This is a genomic window from Taishania pollutisoli (genome assembly GCF_014518315.1).
GTDB classification, from domain to species: Bacteria; Bacteroidota; Bacteroidia; order Flavobacteriales_D; family Crocinitomicaceae; genus Taishania; species Taishania pollutisoli.
The window spans coordinates 1-16294 of sequence record NZ_JACVEL010000016.1 but is presented as its reverse complement, the minus strand read 5'-3'; the positions used below and the strand labels follow the sequence as shown (position 1 = coordinate 16294).

General features: G+C 42.1%; 14 protein-coding genes and 1 pseudogene. All 15 read right to left on the bottom strand.

Annotation, left to right across the window (positions count from 1 at the left end; genetic code table 11):
- Positions 1 to 71: 71 nt before the first annotated feature.
- Positions 72 to 3134: a PKD domain-containing protein gene (locus tag H9Y05_RS15155; protein ID WP_216714767.1), complete on the bottom strand. Its 3063-nt coding sequence runs from the start codon at positions 3132 to 3134 to the stop codon at positions 72 to 74.
- 222 nt (positions 3135 to 3356) lie between these two features.
- Entirely contained in the window at positions 3357 to 3836 is a 480-nt protein-coding gene (locus tag H9Y05_RS15150) for a hypothetical protein (protein WP_163492943.1), read from the bottom strand.
- Positions 3837 to 3842: 6 nt separating this feature from the next.
- Positions 3843 to 4826, bottom strand: coding sequence for a hypothetical protein (locus tag H9Y05_RS15145; RefSeq protein ID WP_163492942.1), 984 nt, complete (start codon positions 4824 to 4826; stop codon positions 3843 to 3845).
- The gene (locus H9Y05_RS15140; protein WP_163492941.1) at positions 4823 to 5350 is read right to left on the bottom strand and encodes a hypothetical protein; all 528 of its coding nucleotides are present in this window, start codon (positions 5348 to 5350) and stop codon (positions 4823 to 4825) included. Before H9Y05_RS15140 ends, H9Y05_RS15145 begins: the two co-directional genes overlap by 4 nt.
- Positions 5347 to 6498, bottom strand: a complete 1152-nt coding sequence (locus H9Y05_RS15135; protein ID WP_163492940.1) for a PilN domain-containing protein — start codon at positions 6496 to 6498, stop codon at positions 5347 to 5349. The genes H9Y05_RS15140 and H9Y05_RS15135 overlap by 4 nt, the downstream gene beginning before the upstream one ends.
- The gene (locus tag H9Y05_RS15130) at positions 6498 to 8417 is read right to left on the bottom strand and encodes a type II secretion system protein GspD (RefSeq protein WP_216714766.1); all 1920 of its coding nucleotides are present in this window, start codon (positions 8415 to 8417) and stop codon (positions 6498 to 6500) included. Before H9Y05_RS15130 ends, H9Y05_RS15135 begins: the two co-directional genes overlap by 1 nt.
- The gene (locus tag H9Y05_RS15125) at positions 8417 to 9829 is read right to left on the bottom strand and encodes a GspE/PulE family protein (RefSeq protein ID WP_163492938.1); all 1413 of its coding nucleotides are present in this window, start codon (positions 9827 to 9829) and stop codon (positions 8417 to 8419) included. The genes H9Y05_RS15130 and H9Y05_RS15125 overlap by 1 nt, the downstream gene beginning before the upstream one ends.
- Complete coding sequence (locus tag H9Y05_RS15120) at positions 9816 to 10295, bottom strand: hypothetical protein (RefSeq protein ID WP_163492937.1); 480 nt, start codon at positions 10293 to 10295, stop codon at positions 9816 to 9818. Before H9Y05_RS15120 ends, H9Y05_RS15125 begins: the two co-directional genes overlap by 14 nt.
- Entirely contained in the window at positions 10295 to 10714 is a 420-nt protein-coding gene (locus H9Y05_RS15115) for a type IV pilin protein (protein WP_163492936.1), read from the bottom strand. The genes H9Y05_RS15120 and H9Y05_RS15115 overlap by 1 nt, the downstream gene beginning before the upstream one ends.
- Positions 10715 to 10716: 2 nt before the next feature.
- On the bottom strand, positions 10717 to 11802 hold the full coding sequence (locus H9Y05_RS15110; protein ID WP_216714765.1) for a type II secretion system F family protein: 1086 nt from the start codon (positions 11800 to 11802) through the stop codon (positions 10717 to 10719).
- Positions 11795 to 12307, bottom strand: a complete 513-nt coding sequence (locus H9Y05_RS15105; RefSeq protein ID WP_163492934.1) for a type II secretion system protein — start codon at positions 12305 to 12307, stop codon at positions 11795 to 11797. Before H9Y05_RS15105 ends, H9Y05_RS15110 begins: the two co-directional genes overlap by 8 nt.
- Positions 12286 to 12606, bottom strand: coding sequence for a hypothetical protein (locus H9Y05_RS15100; RefSeq protein ID WP_163492933.1), 321 nt, complete (start codon positions 12604 to 12606; stop codon positions 12286 to 12288). Before H9Y05_RS15100 ends, H9Y05_RS15105 begins: the two co-directional genes overlap by 22 nt.
- Positions 12597 to 13826 (bottom strand): hypothetical protein, encoded by a 1230-nt coding sequence (locus H9Y05_RS15095; RefSeq protein WP_216714764.1) that lies wholly within the window; start codon positions 13824 to 13826, stop codon positions 12597 to 12599. The genes H9Y05_RS15100 and H9Y05_RS15095 overlap by 10 nt, the downstream gene beginning before the upstream one ends.
- 5 nt (positions 13827 to 13831) lie before the next feature.
- Positions 13832 to 14830 carry a toxin-antitoxin system YwqK family antitoxin gene (locus H9Y05_RS15090; RefSeq protein WP_216714763.1) on the bottom strand — a complete coding sequence of 333 codons (999 nt, stop codon included), beginning with the start codon at positions 14828 to 14830 and terminating at the stop codon, positions 13832 to 13834.
- Between the two features lie 571 nt (positions 14831 to 15401).
- Positions 15402 to 16294 (bottom strand): annotated as a pseudogene (locus H9Y05_RS15085) (hypothetical protein); the annotation flags it as partial.

The following is a 16294-nucleotide window of genomic DNA, read 5'->3' as shown; positions in this document are numbered from 1 at the left end:
CCGATGTCAGATCATTGATGGTATCTGAGTTGCATCTGATGGGAAGCGGGTGAATTATTAAAAAAAGTAGATTACCTCAAGAGCGAAACGTGTCCTACAATGTTTTCGTGTGCGTCGCTGTGCTTGTGTTTTACACGAATGTTCCAAGTATACATTCCGGTAGGAACAACTTCTCCACGATAGGTTCCATCCCATCCGGTCAATACGTCATGTGATTCAAAAATTAATTCTCCCCATCGGTTGTAGACAGCTAAAAAATAACTGGTCGGATCAATTCCGCTGGTAAAAACCGGCGTGAAATTTTGGTTAAACTCATCTCCATCCGGAGTAAATGTGTTCGGAATATAATAAATCACTTCTTCTTTTACACCAATCGGTTTTCTCACCGTATCTGCGCATCCTGCTTCGTTATAAGCGATCAATGTAACAATATAACCTCCTCCACCTTCAGGATACGTAAACGAAGGCGAATACATTTCGGATGTATACCCCATGTATCCAAAGTCCCACAAATAACTGACCGCATGTTGACTTGTATTTGTAAAATTCACTAATGGGTTGATGGTCATTGGTGTTTCCGGAGCGAAATAAAAATCAGCACGGGGCGAATCTACGACTGTGATTGATTGTGTATGAGATGCTGTGCAATTTTCCGTCGTTGTCACTTTCAGTGTCACATCAAAGGTTCCGGAATTCTGATAACTACATATCGGGTTATCGGTATATGCCGATATACCGTTACCGAAATCCCAGTGCCATTCAGAAATAATACCCGGGGCTGCAACATACGTACCTTCCGAAGAAAAAACAGTTGCATCATTCAAACAAGGTGTCGCAGCGGTAAATACTACAACAGGATTAGGGTATATCACAACATCAGTCGCAGCTGTACTGACACAATTATTTATATTGATTGTTAAGGTATATGTTCCCGGAACAACTGCATCCGAAGGGTTTTGAACAGAAGAAGTGTATCCTGCCGGCCCTTCCCATGACCAGGTAATTGCCCCTGCAGAAGGTGTTGTAGCTGTTAAAATTACCGTTTCTCCTTCGCAATACGGCCCTGTATTCGAGACATTGAGAACAGGTACATCGGGCAAGACATTCACTGTAGCCGGAGTACTTGCACAACCATTAACGGAAACAAGCAATACATAATTTCCAACTTCTGTTGCATCGGTTGGACTTTGGGCAGTCGAAGTATATCCGTTCGGACCAGCCCACTGATAACTCGCACCTGTAGCAGGGATTGCATTTCCTACCAACTGGAGAGGTGTTCCCGGACAAAAAGGTGTCAGGTAAGCAGCCTGTGCAACCGGAATTTCATGAATAACAACATTCGTTACCGAGGGTGCGCTGTTACATCCGTTTTCAGTAACGATTAGTTGATACGCTCCGGCAGCAAGTATTCCCTGAGGATTCTGAGCAGAAGAAGTAAAGCCATTCGGACCTGTCCATTGATAATTCGCTCCTGCGGGATTGGCCGTTGTACCCATCAACTGAATGATATCTCCGGTGCAATAAGGCCCCGTATCGGACGCTACAGCTATTGGTAACGCATGGATAGTGACCGTTGTAGAAGCCATTTCACTACTACATCCATTTGCTGTGACCGTAAGTGTATAATTTCCTGCAGACGTAGCATCTGTCGGGTTTTGAACGGTGGATGTATATCCGGCAGGACCTGTCCAGTTATAAACCGGCGTACTCGTTCCGGATGAAGTTCCATGCAATACAATTTGTTCTCCGGAACAATAAGGCCCTGTATTTGATGCCTGTGCAATGAGTTCTTCCGGCTCACTGATCTGAACAGTCGGTAATGCAATCGTACATCCACCTGTTTGTCTCACCCATAACGGATACGTTCCGGCACTTAATCCTGTAAAGTTATTCAGAGGAGTGTACGCTATTCCATCCATCGAAAATTCCAAATCGGTTTGTGGGGACAGAATTGTAATCGTACCGTCGTTTTCACCGAAACAACTTATATCTGTATGATTGACTGATGTAATAACCGGATCAGGCTTTAGCACAATCGTGTGTGAAACAGTCTGTACGCCACAAGAAGCGAAACTGACCGCAACAGAATAGGTTCCCGGATTTGTAACTGTAATAACCTGTGAAGTCTGCCCTCCGGGAGTCCACATATTACCACTGGCCGAAGAGGATGTCAATGTTATGGTTTCTCCTGCGCACATTTCTGTGGGACCGGAAATCGTATATACAGGAGGTGGAGTAATGATAATCGTAGTTGTCGCAGGTGTTTCAGGGCCTCCACATGCAGTAGATGGTGTGACTGTTATCGTATAACTTCCGGGAGGAACTGTTCCCCAGTCAATTGTCATTGCATGCGAATTTGCCGTGCCGTTCGGGGAGACAAATGAAGCTCCTGCAGGCAATCCCGACCAGGTATACATTACTCCGTTTTCCTGAACCACAGCATACGTTTCAGTAGCACCTTCACAAACCGTCGGATTTGTAACAGTAAATTGCGGCTGAGTAAGTGGTCCGTTGAGCTCCGGGGTTGTCACACGAACATCGTCCAGAAATAACAATTCATCCGCACGATTGGTAGTGATACTCAAAACAAAATAAAACGAAGTTACACAAGCGGGAATGCTCCATGTGTATTGGTTGGAATGGATGCTAAACTGTGCATTATTATTCCCTGTTGCCAGTGTTACCGGAGCTTGTGCGACTCCATCGTGATATGCTCTGAAAACGAGGTTTTCACCTGAATCCCATCCTGTACCGCTACAAGCAGGAAAGCGATTTCCCCAGTTGAATGTAAGTGTGCGTGTGTAATTACTGCTGGAACTGACATCCAATGCATTAAATGTAAATGTGCGAGGAGTTGCAGGCCCGTTTCCCGACCCCGTATCAAAGCAGTTCCCTCCCCCGGTATTTCCTCCGACAACGAGCGACTGAGTCCCCGTCACTTTGTTCGGTGTCATGGTTGCTTCGTAAAGTGCCAATGCACTTGATCCTGTTGATGTATACCCCCAACTGTCACCCGGTTCTCCTCCCTGAAAACCTACGGTCACCTGGGCAGATGCAAAAAAAGTGGAAAAAGTAAATAAGACAACCAATTTCCGGGACAGACAGTATGTTTGGTGTTTCAAAAAAACGATCATTTTTTGATTTTCAATAACTTTTCAAAGTTAGAGAAATCAACCTCCTTTCCCGATTAACACAAGAACAAGTATTTATTAAATTTTGAATGATGGATTTTGAATGATGAATGTTCAAGTATCAGTTATCAAGTATTTAATTATCAAATGTAGTGAACACAAGTACGCGGATCAACTAATTGACAATTCATAATTGATTCATTGATAATTGATAATTCCCCCAACTTATTTTCGGTAAAACAGCTGTTGATTTTTTCCTTTTCGGAGTTCCACAAAATCCCGGTCAACTGTTACGACGCGAATGCCGTCAAAGACCTCTTCTCCCCTGCGCAAATACAGGAGAATTCCATCAATGTTGACAATGCACAACGGATTTTTGGAATCGGTCTTTTTCACCCATCCGTAGTACGTTACTTTGGGCCAGACAAACTGAGGTTTCATTATCGGCATCGGAGGCAGCGCCTGCTCGGGTAAGGATAGTTCGTCTTTGGCAGCTGCCTGGGCTTTCCCTGTAAACGGATCCCGGTAATTCAGGCTGAGTAAAAAGGTATCTTTCCGGATTAACTGAAATTCTACAGTCTGACGGGACAAATCCGCGGGACTACCTTCTTCTGCGGATACATTGGATTTGATCCGCAGAAAAACCTGGTACCAGATAGCTGCAACAACAATGAGCAGGATATATGTCAGTGCCTTATTTTTCACCCCCCCTTAATTCAATGTAAACTGGTTGGTTGTTGAATACGTGGAGGAGTTTCCGGCTGCGTCTGTGTTGTACACCCGCCAGTAATAAACGCCTACCGGTGCCGAAGACATATCAATCGCAGCAGTGTTTCCCTGCACGGATTCTTCCTCCCAAATGGTAGAAAACCCGGAATCTGACGCAATTTGAAGCACGGAAGTAACCGGTGCTTTGATTACTCCCGGATCAATGCCGTTGTTCCACGAAAACGTAACCGTTCCTGTTTCAAACGTACCGGAAGGTGTAAAAGTACCTGCAGGCGTGTTCGGATTGGTCACATCAACAGCAAATGTACGCGTGGAATATCCTGTCTCCGTTCCGTTGGAAAGGTATGCTTTTACTCCCCAGCTGTATTCGCCTTCTCCCAATGCCAGAGAGGACGGAAGGTTGATGATTGATGTCGAAATATTGTTTTGAAAGTGAATCGGGTTACCCGTAGCAAACACATTTCCCTGCCGCAAGCTGAATTCATACGAGGTGGCCGATGCAACGGTGCTCCATTCAAACGGACCGGTAAAGTTTTCCTGTTTGTAAGCTCCGGCAAGCGGAGAAGTCAATGAAACGGAGGTTCCCGTTCCGGAGGACGGCTGTACCCCCACCCAAAATGTAATCGGTCCGAGCACCTGTGATTCATAACCGGCATTGAGTGCCGTAAGTTTTAGCTGATATTGAGCTGAATCCAGGGCTGCATAGAATTCTGTTCCGGTAACAACAGTATCCAGTGTAAAGTAAGCAATGTTGGAAAATCCGGGAGTCACCACCTGCAATCTGTACTTTGTTGCTCCGTCCATTGGTTCCCATTTAAACTGGACGGGGTTGAACTGTATCGTATCATTCACCGAAGGAACAATCAAAACGGGCAACTCTGAAGTAATATTTTTTGCAATGATTTCCTTACATCCTGTCGCAACAAGTACTGCTGCAATAATTAAAAAAAAGATCCGGTTTTTCATTTCATGTAATTTTGTAAAATTAATGTCGTATACAGTGTTTCCACATCTTCCGAGCTTACTTTTTTGTATTCAAACGATACATTTACCAATCGGGCAAGGTCAAATTCTTTTTCCATCCGGTAAATGAAATCTAACGTATGCAAATAGCCTCCTTTCAAAACGATCTGGTGTGTGTTGATCGTAAAATCGGGATGCTGGTATTTCAATACTTCGTCTATTTTATAGACGTTGATTTGCCGGGCATGTTGCGCAAAGAAGTTCAAAAATCCCTGCTGAACTTTCTCCACCGACAGGTTTTCCTTTCCGATCATGCGGTTTAACAGGGCGATCTCTGTTTTTTTCATTGCAATGTCTTCCAGAGCTTTCCCTGCCGTCTCTATTTTAGCATCCAGTTCACGTTCGTACCCTTTTGTTTCAATCGTCACCGAAATGGAACGTTTGTAAACAGCAGCAGCAAGCAATACGATGAGAACCAGTAACGCGTAATTTTTTTGTTTGTAGCTATATTTATCAAAAAACGTCATTCCGAAAGGAAAATAATAATTTTAAATTCAGCCTCACCATCTCCCTGGTGATAATTCACCAATTCAATACTTTTTATCCAGTCCTGCCGGTCCAGGCGTTCAATCCAATCGTCCAGGATAATGTTGTCATACGTCCACCCTTTCACTTCAATCCGGTGCTTGTCAATCTCTACTTTTCGTTTTTCTTTCAGTTTTTGCGTCAACGGAAACACATACATTTCCAGCAGGCGAATCTTTTCCGGAACACTCTTCCCGATCTCATCCAGGTAATACGAGGTAAAAAACGGTGTATTGTTATTCGAATTGGTTGCCAGTTGCCGTTTTCTGATCTCTTCCTGCGTCAACTTATCCAGCATCGACAAATTCGAATTGTTCAGGGCAATTTCCGTCTCTTTATCAGCAATCCGGTTGTTCAGGTAATTGATGTAAAAATAGTTGGACACAACAACGCAAAAGATGACAGCAATACTTGTTACCCCGATAATCCGGAATTTTGAATATTCACGGAATTCAGCTGTGACGGCTTCTTCTCTGAACGTTTCAAAATCAGCTCTTTTTGTCATCACCGCAGTTCCGATCGCTGTCGCAAGGAATTCTTTTTTGGTCAGGTAAGCACCATCGTAAAACTGGTTTAGTCCCGGAATCTCAATCCGTTCCAGAGCAGTAAACTGATCATTCTGTTTTGCAAGTGTGTAATCGAAAGAAACAGTTTCCTCGTTTTCCAGTAACACGCCAACAGGTGCAAAACCACAGGAAACACCCAGTAAAAACAACTTCGCCGCAGCAAATTGTTCCAACAAGTGCTCTGCTACGGATTTTCGTACAAATGAGACGATCCGGTTCACATCTGAATTCACGGCCGTAAAGAAAAAATCATCTGCATCTACGTTCAGGATCAGCTCTTTTTTATAATCGGAATAAATGTCTGTTTTTCGCGTCAGTACTCCCATCCCGTCGATGTGTAACCAATAGGCGGCATATTTACCGAACCGTGTACTGACGGCATCCAGGGAATCAAACGCATCCGCCGCAACAATTCCCTTTTTCGCATGAACGGAAATCGCATACAGCTCAAAACCATCACCTGTATTCTGGAAAAATACGATGACCAGTTTTTTCGGATCCCATATGTCTTTCAGTTTTTTCATCAATAGGTTACCACTGGTCTTACAATGATGTGTAACTTCGATTTATCACGCACTTTTTTCCGGGAACTGAAGAACCACTTTAAAATCGGGATACGTGACAACACCGGCGTTCCTTTTCCGGTATCATTCACCGATTTTTTTTCCAATCCACCTAGCAAAATAACTTCTCCGTTTTTCACACGGATCACCGACTCAAAATTCTGGTTGGTCAGGTTCGGTGGAGCTGTCGGGTCTACACGTCCTCCGAAATCTTCCTGTTTTACGGTGATTGTCAGTGTCACATATTCATCTGCGCTGACAAATGGTTTGATGGTCACACTCAGGTTGGCATCCAGGTTTTTCCATACCCGCGAACTTTGCTGAAATCCTGCATTCTGGTTAATCGGCTGAAAGCTCAGCTGTTGCTCCTGGTAATACGTTGTTTCACCAATGGACAATTTTGCGGTGTGTCCGTTGAGTGTCGAAATTTTAGGTGTACTTTCAATTTCAATAATGCTATTGCTCTCCAGCAAACTCAGTGACATGTAAAAGTTCTCTGTCACCTGTCCTAAATTAACGACACCAAACCCGTTAATGGCACTCAGGATATTGTTGATGGTATTGAATCCGAGCGTCATGTCCAGTCCAGGGAAAATCGTTCCCTCCGTTTTCTTGGGTTCGCTGCTCAATCCCGCTTCAAATCCGCTATTTAAGTCGTAATTCTTCCCTGAAAACAGCAACATGACATCAATCTGAACCATCGGTACAACCACATCAATACTGGAAACAAATGACTTCAGCTCACCAATCTGCCGTTCACTTCCCGTCACAATAAGTGCGTTCAGTTCAACAAATTCGATGACATCCAATCCACTGGTCATTTCTTTCGGAATGGCGGCTTTAACGGATTCAATCGTCCGGTTTTCCAGGCGAATTAATTCGGTTTTCCGGATTCCTTCAAATTTACTGTCTCCGATCACGTAAATGTCCCCGTCTTTTCGCGCACTGTAGTTTGTGGCATTGAACAAGCGGTTCATCAGATCCTGGAAACTGATATTGTTGACTTCGAGGGTCGCAATTCCGTCTAATTTAGAATACTGTACGTAATGCACTCCGGATGCCTGTGCTGCCATCCCTACGATCTCACTCAATGGCGTTCCGATTGCTTTTACATTCAGGTTTCCTTCCGGAGTTTTTGTCAATGTAAAATTATCCGAATCCGCGTTGACCGCATTTCTGTTGGTTGTTCCCGTTTTCCCACCTTTTGTCGCCGCCACTGTTTCCGCAGGATTTTCGGATACCGGAAACAACTGGTAATATCCTGCGGTGTCTTTGGTGAAGCCCATTGTGTTTGATTTTACAAACATATCCATTACTTCATCAAACGGACGGTTCTGGAAAAACGCGTTGACCTGTTTGTTTCGAATCTGCGGATCGATTACAAAATTTCTTCCCGACAAACGTGTGATTTTTTCCGCTACTCTCCACAACGAATCATTTTTCAGATCCATTGATAAAAATTGGTTGGCTGAATTGTAGGTAATGTCCAGTTCTTTGGGTTTGATTTCGACAAGGGCTTCTCTTTTCACCCTTTTTTTGACCGACAGGATGGTTCCTACAAATTCATACTCCAACTCAAAATTGAGGTACAAAAAGATAAACATGTCCTTTACCTTCGCGTCAAAAAAGTTGTATGAAATTCCCTGGTTTAACGACGGATCAACACTCACATTCAGGTTGTTTTCAAGTGCAACGGAGCTAACCAATTCCGCAAGAGAAAGCTGCGTTACATTCAGTTGCAACTTGTTATCGTAACCTTTATGTGTCACTGAAATACTGTCAAACAAAGCCCGCAGTTGCAACTCCGTGTATTTTTGAGCCGATGCAAAATAAGTTGTTCCTAAAAAAGCAATAATGAGCAGTAACGTACTTTTTTTCATTAAAATTCTGTTAATAGTGGGTAGACTTCTTCCAAAGAAGTTTCTCCGTTGATAAATAATTCATAAGCGCGCTGCGCCAGTCGCTTAATGCCTCTTTCAGCAAGAACATCATCGACGCTGTAGTCATTGTTTTTAATCTTTTGTGCAAGTACCGAATCAATCGGAATCACTTCGTATAAGGCAATTCTACCTTTATATCCCGTAAAATGACAGTTGTCGCATCCAAACGCTACGTGGTGTGTTGCAGGGCTTGAAAACTCAGTTTGTTGGTGAATCCAATCCTGGCTGTTGAGTGGTTCCACCACCTTGCAATCGCATAATTTCCGTACCAATCGCTGGGCAACTGAAGTGTTGATCGTATTGGCCAGCAGGAAGGGTGGTACGCCCATATCGATCAAGCGAGAAATCGTACCCCACGCAGAATTGGTGTGAATGGTCGACAATACCAGGTGTCCCGTCAATGCTGCACGAATCGCCATCTGGGCTGTTTCCCCGTCCCGGATCTCTCCCAGCATGATCACATCCGGGTCCTGACGCAAGAATGACCGCAAGGCACTCGAAAATGTTAACCCGATGGATTCTTTCAACTGTACCTGGTTGATCCCTTCCAAGGTATATTCGACCGGATCTTCTACGGTAACAATATTTCTTCGTTCGTCATTGAGCAATTTCAGCGTGGCATACAACGTTGTCGTTTTTCCGGATCCTGTCGGTCCGCTGATCAGGATGATTCCATTCGGTTTCTTTACCCCTTCCAGGTAATTTCGTTTTTCTTCTGCTGAAAACCCGACTTTGTCAATGCTAATGGATGAGGCATCGTGCCCCAGAATCCGCATCACAATTTTTTCTCCGTACAAGGTGGGTAAGATCGAAACCCGGATGTCAAAATCCTGGTATTGAATCCTTCCGTCCTGCGGAAGTCGTTTTTCTGAAATATCAAGGTTGGAGCGAATTTTAATCTTGTTGACCAGTTCCGGATAATCTTTCTTCTCAATCGTATAACGCTGAATCAGGTGTCCGTCAATACGAATTCTGACACGTGCGAAGTCGTCAAAAATTTCGATGTGAATATCACTACTCCCCAGGTGATTAGCTTCCTGGATCAGTCGGTCTACGAAGTCAACCTTGGAATCAAATGTAAGTTTTGTTTCACTTTCGGAAGTATTGCGGTAATACTTCCCCAACGCCCGTTTTACGGAGTCACCGTCTGCGGGAATCAAGCGGATATTTTTCCCGAACAGTGCCGTTAATTCTTCTGTAATCACCAATTGATTTCCCGAATCATCCCAATAGAATGTTACTTCTGAAGGGGAAACGGATTCAGGTAAAATCCGGTAATGCCAGGCAAGATCTGAACGGATCAATTGCTGATTTTCGGCTGTAATTTCAATATTTAATTTACCTGCTTCCATTCAGAAAAAGAAAAAAGTGATTGATCTGTTCCGTAAAGATTAAATAAGCAACCGAGACAAGCGAAAGGTAACCTGCATACGGAATTGTTTTTCGTCCTTCACCTCTTGCAAAAAGTAAATGGATCATTAATGTCAGGATGGTGCCAAACGTAAAAAAGTAGATGTACTGAACGGTTTCAAAGAGTGGAGTAACAGCGATGATAAACAAAATATCTCCCCAACTGAAAAAGCCTTTCCAAATGGCTGTCAGTTCCTTCTTGCGGAATGAGATATACACTGTCAGACTGGCAAGCAAAAACAGAATAAACAATCCGTTAAACGCGACTGTTTTCCACTCCAGGGACTCGTAATTATACCAGATACATGCACCTGCCAGCAATGGAAATAAAAACCACATTACGGCACGGTAACGCACGTCCTGATAAAAAATAATCAGCAGAAGAGTTATCAGCACTATCAATTCCATCAATCCGGCTGTACCTCTTTTAAAACTCCTTCCTGGTCGATTTCCCAGATGTTCTTTTTGCCATCTCCGTTAAAATCAACAACTGCTTCGGCTTTTGCTTTGAATCCTGCAGGTGTCGCTTCAATGATTGAAATTTCGTAGTTGGCAGTTCCTCCGGAAAGGACTGATTTATGGGGAATGTAATTGATGGTCTGAAGATCTAATGAATATTTTGAAAATTGCAGAAAATAAGCATATTGCAAGTTGTGAATCATTTTCAATTCCTGCTGTGCTTCCAGGCTTTTTGTACGTGAGGCAACTCCCGTCTGGTTAGGTACAACCAACATGATCAGAATCCCCATGATGGCCAGAACGATCAGGATTTCCGCAAGTGAAAATGCATCTACAAACCCTTTTTTCTTGTTTTTATATGCTAACATTTTTATTTAATCACATTACTTAAGTTAAACATTGGCAAGTACATTGATACCATGATAATCCCCACTATCAACCCGATCACCACAATAATTGCGGGTTCCACGATTGTTCCAATCAATTTTGTTCTGTATTCGATATCTTCCTGATACTGTTTCGACAATCGATCAAAAGTAGTGTCTAACTGGTTAATTTCCTCAGCGATTTTCACCAGGGATACCATCCGCTTGTCAAAGATAGAAAATTTTGCCATTCCCTCATGTAGCGCCCCTCCTTTTTTAATGTCTTCTTTGATGGACCGGACAGCAGCTTCAATGGGATAAAAATCAATCATTTCCTCCATCAGTTCCAGTGCTGTAACCAATGGTGTTTTTGCCCCCAACAGCAAGGAAAGACTCTGACACATCCGCGCAAGGTATACTTTCCGGATCAACGGACCGAACACCGGGATGCGCATGGCCAATCCCGAACTGAATTTCCGGTAAGATTCTTCATTCCGCTGCGTATAGACATAGATCCCCACTGCTGTAACCGCCAGGAAGAAATAGAGCATGATCAGGGAAAAATAGTTGGACAACCAAATGATTTTTTGTGTCAGTGACGGAAGTTCCTGTCCGAATTGCTTGAATACATCCTCAAACATAGGAACCACACTCGAAAGCATGAAATACAAAACCCCGATTGTTATCAGCAAGACAAACCCCGGATAGGTAAACACACCGATCAACTGGCGGCGTAATTTTACTTTGTCTTCAAAGAAAATAGCCAGCTGTCGCAATACAATCTTAAGTCGCCCTGTTTCTTCTCCGATCCGGATGCTCTGATATTCGTAGGAAGAAAAATGATTCCCTTTGGTGGACATGGATTCGGAAAGCGAACTCCCGCTCACCAGGTCGCTTTCCAGTTCGGTCAGGATGGCTTTTACCCGTTTATTGGTCTGCTCTTCGGTCAGCAAATTAAGCGACCGCTGAATATCGATACCGCTTTCCAGCAACGATCCGAGTTCATTGTAAAATGACTCTTTCGATTTGTCGGAAAATGCTTTCCCGAGTTTTATTTCCCGCTGAAATATACTTTGTTTTTCCTCACTCATTCAGTTGTTCATAGTATTGGTTCACATAATCCGCCTTGTTCTGCTGCTTAAAGAATGTCAGTTCCATGTCGTCTCCTTTCAGTGGAAAGGTAAGAATAATCCGGGGTTTGCGATCAGTTGTATCCTCCCGGATGGAAGCAATATCCACGTTCATTTCCATCCACTCATCTGCTGCTGTTCGCTGACCGTTGAACGGTTTTATTTCCTTACGCATTAAACGATCTTCTTCTGATTTATAACAAACCGTCCGGTGCGGCTGATAAAAGAACAACTGTTCCTCTGCATATCCGACAGAATCAGATTGATGGTATTCTGTCCAGAAATTAGAGCGCACCAGCATCCAGTTATTTAATTCTGCCTGGATATCTGTGTTTACTTTCAATTGCTCATTGAAGCGATTGAGCGCACCGGTAATAATGGTGATGAGCACACTCAGAATCGCAACGACAATCGTTACTTCCAGGATGGTAAACGCCTGCACGCTTATTTTTTCTCTTTTACCCATTCCTGTCTCCAAATTATGCGGTCATCGTTTCCGACGTATTCTACCGCTACAATACTATCACTGGTTACATCCGCAGCCCGGGTCTGAAAATCTGGTGCAGACAAATCAACTTCTTGTTCCATCATCATCTCCATGAGTAAAGACTGAACGCGCGTCTGGTCTTTGAATTGCTGGAATTTCAAGGTGCTGTTTGTTGCACGAATAAACACCAGTGACGCCACGGTAAAACACATGGAAATAATCGCGAGGGCAATCACAATTTCCGCAACACTGGAGCTATTTATCCGCTTTACATCCATCTGATGATTTCTGTTTTTTTATTTTCGTCCGTTTTGATCCACTGAGGGAGTATCAATTCTTTTGGCAAGGTTGTGCTGGACATCTCTGCATCAATCAGGTGATTTTTGTATTCTCCCCCCCCGATTTTTACGGAAAAATTATTCGTATACGTATATCCATGTACTTTTCCTTGTACTTCCGTTTCACCAACATTGTAGATCAGTCCGCCGACAACAGCACGATCAATTTTCAACTCCAGCGGTCGCCGGAAATTCGGTTTCTGACTCACCATCAGAATTCCTCCTACCAACATGGCACCTTTATTCAGGTACACTCCTCGTGAAAATACATCTTTGTTTTCCTGAATTTCATTGAGTACCACAATACTCGGATAAGTGAGTTTTACATCTTCTCCCAGAATTACTTTCTCATGTGCAATGACCTGTACTTTTCCCCGAAATCCTTCTTCAAACGTCACAATTGGCGCAATGAGAATGATGTTATCCAGCTGTGCATCTTTTCGGACATCAATCGAATGAAACGAGTGGATTACAAGGTTCCCTTTCAAGCGGTTGGAAATGGTAACCGGGTCAATCGAGGTCACCAGACTTGTTCTGTTATCAAACGAGAAAACGGAATCCTGGAATGGAAACTCTATTTTATCCGCTTCAGCCAGAAATGACTCAATGGTGATGTTTTTGACTGATTCATCGAGTTCCGGCAAAAATTTTTCACCGGTCTTTGTTTCGCCTTCAATCAGTTTATCACGTATGTAACTTTTCCCTGCGATGTGTCCTCGTTCCAAACCACGTTCGGATCCGATAAAGGTTCCACTGATTCGCGTATCTCCACACACTTTCAGCGCCTGTTTATTTTCCGGCATGTAAATTGTCGCGTAGGAATACAAACCCGAATACCCGATCATTGCCGTTTTCTGTACAGCATGGTTGTTGTGAAATGTTTTCGCCGATACAACTCTGAATGCTCCCCAGTTTTTAACGGTCACCCGGGAAGTATCGCCGTTGATGTGGTACAACTGAAATTGTTTATTTTCTAAAATTTCCGCTCCGTAATTGACCGCCATTATATTGTCAAACACCAGGTGCTCTTTCGTGGTATAATTGACCTCAATTCGTTTGTTGACGCTGCTGGCAAACAACACCGCACTGCACACCAATCCCACCAGCATCATAAAGTTGATGGCATATCCAAGTGCCGAAGAGGAGAGCTTTGTGGTCACAACGTCTATTTTTTCGCTTTCTCTTTTGGTTTCGATTCCTGCTTTTTGGACGTTTCTTCTTTTTTTCCGGACGTTTTAGGTGTTTCTTGCTTTTTCGGTTCAGTCTTCGTTTTCGATGCCGGCTTTACTTCTTGTGTTTTTGTGTTTTTGTCCTTAGATTTTGTTTTATCTGTTTTATCTGTTTTATCTGTTTTATCTGTTTTATCTGTTTTATCTGTTTTATCTGTTTTATCTGTTTTATCTGTTTTATCTGTTTTATCTGTTTTATCTGTTTTATCTTTCTTTTTCAGAAAATCAAACCATCCTTTTTTCGCAGGAACGGTATCTCCTTCCGCTGTTTCTATGTCTTTTTTCTTTTGAACGATTTCTCCGTTTTTGTAGTTGATCTTCTCAACAACTTTTCCGTTTTCGTAGTTTTTCACTGTTCCATGCAACACACCGTTTTTCTTATTTTCCAAGTGATATACATCTCCGAGTGAATCCTTCAGATAGATGGTCTCAACAGGTTTCCCCGCTTTTTTAACAATAATGGAATCTGCATTTTCCCGACGGGAAGACAACCATTTGTAGTTAATCGTTTGAATGGGTTCTCCGTTAGCATTGTAATGACGCTCCAATCCGTTGAGTTTCCCTTTTTTCCAGTTTTCGGATTTGATCAGTGTACCATCTTTTCGCCAGTACAACCACTCTCCTTCTTTCAATCCTTTTTTGAATCCTCCTTTTTTTGACAATTGCTTGGAATCATAAAATGCTTCAAATTCTCCGTTGAGCAATAATCCGGATGAACCTCCTTGTGTCGTTAATACGTGCTGCGCTTTGTACCAGTAATAAAACCGGTCTTTCTTATAAAAACGGACTCCTTTTGCATCTTTGTCCAATACTTTGAACTGAAATTGCTCCCCCTCTTGTTTCAGTGAATGATACAGGTGAATGTCTTTCAGTATTTTTTGATTAAACGAATAAGTAGAGTTTACCAGTAAAATGAAGCCTATAAGATATTTCATAAGATTAGAACGTTACGGCACAAAGGTAAAACAAATCTTGGGATTTGTGATTTTTGGGGGAGGGAAAGGTGTTTCTTATAATATTCTCCCATATACTTAAATCAAAGGGATCTATTCTTAAATTATACTTTCATTTTTTTATAAATTGGCTACCTAGCCCTAATTGCTTTCTAAATAGAAAATTAACTGATACTGTAAACACAGGAAAGATCGTATATACAATATAGAGCTTGCTTATTTTATCAATCAGAAGACGAATATTAAACTGATTAGATAATTCAACATCATCAAAGATTAAAAAAAGTATCAGCGTCATTAAACTAAGACCTATTCCTAAAAGGAGTTGATTAATTAAACTCTTATGAAAAAGAAATAATCGATTAATGATTATATTGAAAATGTATAACATAATAAAAAGAAATGGAAATAACCCTCCACCAACAATAATGACAACATAGAAAAAGTTTTTCCCTGAATAAATGGCCAAAATTGAAAATGTCAAGACAATTACAATTGTTGTTACTATTAAACAGAGTTGTATTAATTTCATAATTTTATCTAATCCTTACGATTACTTTGTGATTATAGGGATAACAACAGAGTCAAATGAAACCCTAAAGTTTATTTTAGGTCCAAGACTGGCTTCTCCTCCGTTTGCATTAATATAATTAACAACATTATTCATCACAGCATTCCATAGTTGATCAGCTCCTGAAAAAATCATTCCTGAGGCCGCTATATCTGGAACTGACCAAGGTCTATCAACACCTCTTGTGTATAGTGTATAACCACCATCACTACTTGTTGTCAAACCAAACTGTCTATTACCTGCCAAGGGATGACCTAAATCATGAAATGTGGTTACTGGTGAGAAAATCCAATAACTAGTTCGGAATCTTGACATAACTACTGACATCTCTTCTGCATGGATGAAATCATTATCACCAATTAAACTAACATCAAAATGCATAACAGAAGTACAAGGACTATCTGATTTATACATTTTCTCTTCTGTTTTATTATATGGAGTAACCATAGATCCTCCCCCTTTCATAAAATCGTTTAAATTTAATCTAAAATAATCATAAAATTCACTTTGAGTCATTCCATCAGGTAGTGATTTGATATTAACCGAATAATAGTCTACGTTTGTTTTATCTCCATATGCTTCATTAAATGGTTGAGGGTAATAACCAAATATTCGGTCATCAGCGGCTTCGTGAACCCACTCAAGAGGTTCAAATTTCAATAAGTCAGTCCATTTCTCAACATCTTTATTCTTTTTAGCTGCGTCAAGTTCGCTCTGAGTCCCCATATTAATTTGTCCACCAGTAGCTAAGCTCGTAGCCTCTTCTAATCCCTCAAGTTCAATCATATGAATCACCTGATTCCCTGAAAACTGATATGGTGAATAATACGGATACTTCGGAGCCAATGGATCCAATGCAAAGAATCGACCCGTTC